7 protein-coding genes are annotated in these 6,565 nt (G+C 72.0%); 4 read left to right on the top strand and 3 right to left on the bottom strand.

Features of this window, described 5'->3' with window-relative positions; genetic code table 11:
- Positions 1–278: 278 nt before the first annotated feature.
- Together CPE01_RS10860 and CPE01_RS10855 are read left to right on the top strand one after the other, a co-directional pair.
- Positions 279–692, top strand: a complete 414-nt coding sequence (locus CPE01_RS10860) for a hypothetical protein (RefSeq protein ID WP_146806658.1) — start codon at positions 279–281, stop codon at positions 690–692.
- Positions 693–813: 121 nt separating this feature from the next.
- The gene (locus CPE01_RS10855; protein ID WP_146806657.1) at positions 814–1,491 is read left to right on the top strand and encodes a Crp/Fnr family transcriptional regulator; all 678 of its coding nucleotides are present in this window, start codon (positions 814–816) and stop codon (positions 1,489–1,491) included.
- 81 nt (positions 1,492–1,572) lie between these two features.
- On the opposite strand, the gene CPE01_RS10850 is transcribed toward CPE01_RS10855, so the two are convergent.
- The 3 genes from CPE01_RS10850 to CPE01_RS10840 all read right to left on the bottom strand — a co-directional run bounded on the left by CPE01_RS10850 (position 1,573) and on the right by CPE01_RS10840 (position 2,608).
- Entirely contained in the window at positions 1,573–2,061 is a 489-nt protein-coding gene (locus tag CPE01_RS10850) for a RidA family protein (protein ID WP_146806656.1), read from the bottom strand.
- Positions 2,061–2,219 (bottom strand): Sp36 family protein, encoded by a 159-nt coding sequence (gene sp36 / locus CPE01_RS10845; protein ID WP_146806655.1) that lies wholly within the window; start codon positions 2,217–2,219, stop codon positions 2,061–2,063. Before sp36 ends, CPE01_RS10850 begins: the two co-directional genes overlap by 1 nt.
- A gap of 98 nt (positions 2,220–2,317) precedes the next feature.
- Positions 2,318–2,608 carry a WhiB family transcriptional regulator gene (locus CPE01_RS10840; protein WP_146806654.1) on the bottom strand — a complete coding sequence of 97 codons (291 nt, stop codon included), beginning with the start codon at positions 2,606–2,608 and terminating at the stop codon, positions 2,318–2,320.
- 301 nt (positions 2,609–2,909) lie between these two features.
- Here CPE01_RS10840 and CPE01_RS10835 point away from each other — a divergent pair, with 301 nt between their 5' ends.
- Positions 2,910–5,381, top strand: a complete 2,472-nt coding sequence (locus CPE01_RS10835; protein WP_146806653.1) for a penicillin-binding protein — start codon at positions 2,910–2,912, stop codon at positions 5,379–5,381.
- Positions 5,378–6,373: a metallophosphoesterase gene (locus CPE01_RS10830; protein ID WP_146806652.1), complete on the top strand. Its 996-nt coding sequence runs from the start codon at positions 5,378–5,380 to the stop codon at positions 6,371–6,373. The genes CPE01_RS10835 and CPE01_RS10830 overlap by 4 nt, the downstream gene beginning before the upstream one ends.
- The last annotated feature ends 192 nt before the right edge of the window (positions 6,374–6,565 follow it).

Raw genomic sequence — 6,565 nt, 5'->3', positions numbered from 1 at the left:
CAGAGGGGTCTCCACGTGCACAGGGCTCTCCACGTGCACAGGGCTCTCCACGTGCACAGGGCTCTCCACGTGCACAGGGCTCTCCACGTGCACAGACGTCCGTCTCGTCACCCGCGCAGCCTACGACCCGCCGCCGACACGCCCGCAGTCGGGCAGCACCCTCGTCGTGCCGTTGCTCCCACGGGGTGATCTGGGTGACAGGAAAGGATGGAACTCTCAAGTAGGACGGGCCAACGGCCGTAGGGACAGAGGTCAACGGGACGAGGAGGAGCACGCAGATGACTCCTGGCGGCGACCACAAGGTGCGCAGCCTGCGACTCGACCGCCGAGCCCTCCGCGCCGAGAAGGCGCGCGTCGTGTGGTGGCGCCGCCTGGTGCGCGCGCGCATCGACCTCGCCGTCGCGAGCGCCGCCCGCCCCGACCCGCTGGGTGAGGACGTCGCGTTCCAGCTCCCGCTCGACATCTCGCTCGCCGTGCCGCACATGGACGAGCTCATGCACCTGCTGCCCGAACCCGCGCCGGCCGACGTCGCCGAGCTCGACCGCCTGCGCGCCCTCGACGACCGCCTCGCGTCGTACGAGCAGGGCGTCACCGCCGCGCTCGCGCGGACCACGGACAGCCTGATCTCACACCTCGCCGACGACCCCACGGGCGCCGGCGACCTGCTCGCCGGGCCCCCCGCCCGGCGGTGACCCACCGCCCCTCGAGGAGACACCGCGCCGCGATGCGGCAGACTGTGGCGTGGATCTCGTCGTCCGGACCTCGGTACGGCGGGTGCGGGTCAGCTGACCAGAGTTGGAGTAAGGAGCGACCGTGGCTGAGGACGTCGTGCTGTCGGCACCGCTGTTCGTGGGTCTCGACGAGGAGTCGGCTCTCGCGCTCGTCGCGAACATGACCCCGATGGAGGCGGTACGCGGCGACGTGCTGTTCCATGAGGGAGAGCCGGGCGACCGGCTCTACATCGTGCGCGACGGCAAGATCAAGCTCGGCCGCCGGTCGAGCGACGGCCGCGAGAACCTGCTCGCGGTGCTCGGCCCGGGCGAGATGTTCGGTGAGCTGTCGATGTTCGACCCGGGTCCGCGCACCGCGACCGCCACGGTCGTCGCCGACGCGGTCCTGCTCGAGCTCGACCACGACGAGCTGGTGCGCTGGCTGGCCGACAAGCCCGACGTCGCGCGCCACCTGCTGCAGGCCCTGGCCCGCCGCCTGCGCCGCACCAACGAGGCGCTCGCGGACCTGGTGTTCTCCGACGTCCCCGGCCGCGTCGCGAAGGCCCTGCTCGACCTGTCGACGCGGTTCGGCGAGCAGGTCGACGAAGGTGTGCGCGTCGCGCACGACCTCACGCAGGAGGAGCTCGCGCAGCTCGTCGGTGCGTCGCGCGAGACCGTCAACAAGGCGCTCGCCGACTTCGCCGCGCGCGGGTGGGTCCGTCGCGAGGGCCGCGCGGTCGTGCTGCTCGACGTCGACCGCCTGGAGCGCCGCGCACGCTGACCTCGCCACACGCAGAACGGCCCGGACGGTTCGTCGTCCGGGCCGTTCTGCGTCCTGGGGTGCTCGAGGGTGCGCGGGGCGTCAGTCGGCGAGCTCGACGACGATCTCGACCTCGACCGGCGAGTCCAGCGGCAGCACCGCGACGCCGACCGCGGACCGTGCGTGCACGCCCGCCTCGCCCAGCACGTCGTGCAGCAGCAGGCTCGCGCCGTTGATCACCGCGGGCTGGGCGGTGAACGACGGGTCGCTCGCGACGAACCCGACGACCTTGACGACGCGCACGACCCGGTCGAGCGCGTCGGCCCCCGCCGGGCCACCCTCGCGCTCGACCAGCGCCGCGACCGCCGCGAGCGCGTTGATCGCGGCCGTGCGCGCGAGCGCCGCGGCCTCGTCGGGACCCACGTCCGCGCCCACCTTGCCCGTGGCCGGCAGCGTGCCGTCGACGAACGGGAGCTGGCCGGACGTGTGCACGTACCGGCCGCTGCGCACCGCGGGCACGTACGCCGCGACGGGCGCCGCCACCGCGGGCAGGCTCAACCCGAGCTCGGCGAGCCGCTGCGCGGCGCCCATCAGGCCTCCAGCGGACGCTTGAGGTACGCGACGAGCCCGTCACCGGGCCCGGGCACCACCTGCACGAGCTCCCACCCGTCGCTGCCCCACTGGTCCAGGATCGCCTTGGTCATGTGGATGATGAGGGGGACGGTCGCGTACTCCCACTTGGTCGCCATGGCCACACCCTAGCCAGCCGACGAGGGCACGGTCAGCCCGGTGCCGACGGCGGGTTCGGCGGGAGGCGAGGGCGCGTGCGTGGAGCGTCCGGGCGGCGTCAGCTCGGGACGAGCTCGCCCGTGGGCACCAGCTCGGACCACCACGAGCGCACCTCGGGCCGGCGGCGCAGCAGCGCACGCCGCTCGCGCTCGGTCATGCCGCCCCACACACCGAAGTCCATCCGGTTGTCGAGCGCGTCCGCGAGGCACTCGAGCCGCACCGGGCACTGCTGGCACACCGAACGCGCGTCGCGCTGGGCGGAGCCCTCGACGAACAGCGCGTCGGGTGAGACGCTCCCGGAGCCGCACGCCGCGGACGCGGTCCAGTGGCCTTCCTTGGTCGCTGTCACCGCGCTCCCCCTGTTGCGTCGTCGCTTCGTGGTTGCCACCTCACGTGCAGCTACCACACAGACGAGGCGTTTGCCCCGAAAACTAGCGTGCGACCAGGGGTGTTGACGAGACTCCGTTCGGGTCATCCCGAGGTGTGGACGCGCTCCCGCAATCGGGTGACACCCGTCGTCGGGGCTGCGATATGCCCCGAGTAGGACGTTTGTCCTGGTGGCGGTGCCGGTTGTGCAGGTCCGGTGCAGGCTCCGAGCCGGACGGCCGCCCAGGCCCGGGTCCACGGGGGCTCCGACTACCCTGGCGGGCATGCCGAAGACTGCCCGCGCACGAGGTCGACAGGTCAACGCCTTCCAGGCGCTGGCCCTCCTGCTGTCCTTCGTGCTCGTCGCCGGCCTGGGTGGCGTGCTCGCCGCAGGTCTCGCGCTGCCCGGCGTCGCGATCGCGAACGGCCTCACCGAGATGTCGCAGACCGCGTTCGACGACCTCCCGACGGCGCTCGAGCAGAAGGCGCTGCCCCAGAAGTCGCGCATCCTCGCGTCCGACGGCACGCTCCTGGCGACCATCTACCACCAGGACCGCGTCGTCGTGCCGCTCGACGAGATCGCCCCGATCATGCAGGAGGCGGTGATCGCGACCGAGGACCGGCGGTTCTACGAGCACGCGGGCGTCGACGTGATGGGCATGGTGCGTGCCGCCGCGCGCAACGCGATGGACGACGACTCGCAGGAGGGCGCCTCGACCCTCACGCAGCAGTACGTCAAGAACGTGCTGATCGAGGCCGCGGACTCCGCCGAGACGGAGGAGGAGAAGCAGGCCGCGATCAACAACGCGCGCGCCAGCGAGGGCACCGAGGGCATCGCGCGCAAGCTCCGCGAGGCGAAGCTCGCGATCACGCTCGAGAAGACCATGTCCAAGGACGAGATCCTCGAGAAGTACCTCAACATCGCCCAGTTCGGCTCGTCGGTCTGGGGCGTCGAGTCCGCGGCGCAGCGCTACTTCGGCATGCGCGCGCTCAAGCTCGACTACCTGCGCGCCGCGACCATCGCAGGGATCACCAAGTCCCCGTCGTACTGGGACCCGACCCTGCACCCGGAGCGCGCCGAGAAGCGTCGCAACGTCGTCCTCGGGCTCATGCTGCGCGAGAAGTACATCACGCAGGAGGAGTACGACACCGGCAAGGCGACACCGATCGAGGACACGCTCAACGTCCAGACCCCCAAGCGCGGCTGCATGTCCGCGAACGTCGCCATCGCCGGCGCCGGGTACTTCTGCGACTACGTCACCAAGGTCATCCGCAACGACGAGGCGTTCGGCAAGACCGAGGAAGAGCGCCTCGGCCGCCTGTACCGCGGCGGTCTGACGATCTGGACCACGCTCGACAAGCAGATGCAGGCCGACGCCGACAAGGAGGTCAAGGCCGGGGTCCCGGTCGACGACCCGTCCGGCATCGGCACGGCGATGATCGTCGTGGAGCCCGGGACCGGCCAGATCAAGGCCATGGCCCAGAACCGGATCTACAACAACACCCAGGACCACGGGAAGCGCGAGACCGCGGTCAACTTCAACACCGACAACAAGTACGGCAGCGCGTCCGGCTTCCCGCCGGGCTCGACCTTCAAGCCGTTCACGCTCCTGCAGTGGCTCAAGGAAGGCCACGCGCTGGGCGAGACGATCAACGGCACGAAGCTGAAGTACAACCTGTCGGAGTTCAATGCGCCCTGCACCAACCTCAGCGGGACGTGGGAGTTCGGCAACGCCGAGGGCAAGGGCGCCGTCATGACGGTGCTGCAGGCGACGATGAACTCGGTGAACTCGGGCTACGTCGCGATGGCCAGCAAGATCAACCTGTGCGACATCTTCACCGGCGCAGCGGAGATCGGTGTCCACAAGGCCGGCGGCCTGGCGAAGGACGGCCCCGTCGACCCGCTGCCCGCGAACGTCCTCGGTTCCCAGTCGGTGGCCCCGCTGACGATGGCCAACGCGTTCGCCACGTTCGCCGCCAACGGTGTCTACTGCCAGCCGGTCGCGATCCTCAAGGCCACGGACAGCAACGGTGAGGAGCTCAAGGTCCCGAGCGCCAACTGCAGCCAGAAGATCGACGAGGGCGTCGCCAAGGCGATGAACTACGCGCTCAGCAACGTCTGGAACGGCACGGCCAAGGGCATCGCACGGCCGGGCTTCGCGGCGGCAGGCAAGACCGGCACCACGACGCACAACGAGCACACCTGGTTCGTCGGGTACACCCCGCGCCTCGCCGCGGCCGTGTGGGTCGGCCACACCGACGCGATGAAGTCCATGCACGGGCTGACGATCAACGGCCGCAACTACAGCGGGTTCGGCGCCGGGCCGTGGGGCTCGTCGATCGCCGCGCCCACCTGGGTCCGGTTCATGAACGCCGCGCTCGGCGGCGGCGACAACCCCGGCTTCGACACCCCGCCGAACGACCTCGTCCACGGCAAGAAGATCTCCGTGCCGAACGTCATCGGCATGAAGGAGAACGAGGCGCGCAGCGCGCTCGCCGCTCGCGGGTTCCAGGTCGTCGTCTCGACGCAGCGTGTGCCCTCGGCGCTCGAGGCCGGCCGCGTCGCCGAGCAGGACCCGCAGGGCTGGGCCGTCGCCGGCTCGGTCATCACGCTGCGGCTGTCCGACGGGTCGCAGCAGAACTGGGACCCCTGCAAGGACGACCCGAACCGTCCCGAGTGCAAGAAGGACGACGAGAAGGGCCCGCCCGGACGTGACCGGGACCGCGGGCGCGACGACTCCGCGAACCGGCCGTGACGGGCGCGTCCGCGGCGAAGGCCGCGGGCGGGCTCGTCGCGCTCGCCGCCGGGGCGCTGACCTGGTCCCTCGTCGAGGCCCGCTGGTACACGCTGCGTGAGGCCACCGTGCCCCTGCTGCCCGCGGGTCACGACCCGCTGCGCATCCTGCACCTCTCGGACCTGCACCTGACGCCGTCGCAGGACCGCAAGGTCGCGTGGGTGCGCGAGCTCGCGTCGCTCGACCCGCACCTCGTCGTCGACACCGGTGACAACTGGGCCGACCTCGAGTCGTTCGGGCCGCTCGCGCACGCGCTCGAACCGCTGCTCGAGCGCCCCGGGGTCTTCGTGATGGGCTCCAACGACTACGTCGCGCCGCAGCCGAAGAACCCCGCGCGCTACCTGCTGCCCGACGCACGCACCGCTCCCCCGAGGCCGCCGCGCGCGATGCCCTGGCGGGAGCTGATCCGGCTGTTCCGTTCCGCGGGCTGGCTGGACCTCGACAACCGCCGCGGCGTGCTGGACCTCGACGGGCGGCGGGTGTCGTTCGTCGGGACCGACGACGCGCACCTGGACCGCGACCGCTTCCCGGCCGCCGGCGGCCCCGACGACGCCCGCACCACCCCCCGCTCCCCGTCCGCCGCCTCGTCGGCTGCGGCGTCCGGCGTCTCGTCGGACGGGCTGTCCGTCGACCTGCACGTCGGGGTCACGCACGCGCCGTACCGCCGCGTCCTGGACGCCATGCTGGCCGACGACGCGGACCTCGTCCTCGCGGGCCACACGCACGGCGGTCAGCTCGCGGTCCCGGGCTGGGGCGCGCTGGTCACGAACTGCGACCTCGACCCGAGCCGGGCCAAGGGCCTGCACGGCTGGCCGGGCCCGCGCCCGGACGCCCCCGGCGGCGCCGACTCGACGTGGCTGCACGTGAGCGCGGGCCTCGGCACGAGCCCGTACACGCCGGTCCGCTTCGCCTGCCGCCCCGAAGCCACCCTCCTGACCCTCACCCCGGCCTGACCCCTCACGCCCCCCCCCGCAAGCGCGCCAGATCCATCGCGAGCGCGGCAGATCCGTCGCGAGCGCCGGCGCTCCGATGGCGCGCTCGCACCCGATCTACCGCGCTCGCGTCCTCACCGCGCACCCGCACGCACCCACGCGCTCGCCGGGGCGCGCCAGGTCGCGTGCGCGGGCGCGGTCGCACCACCCGAG

This window comes from Cellulomonas persica, from assembly GCF_007989825.1.
Lineage (GTDB): Bacteria > Actinomycetota > Actinomycetes > Actinomycetales > Cellulomonadaceae > Cellulomonas > Cellulomonas persica.
Note: the sequence above shows the minus strand (reverse complement) of the source record. Positions and strands in the feature narration are given on the sequence as shown.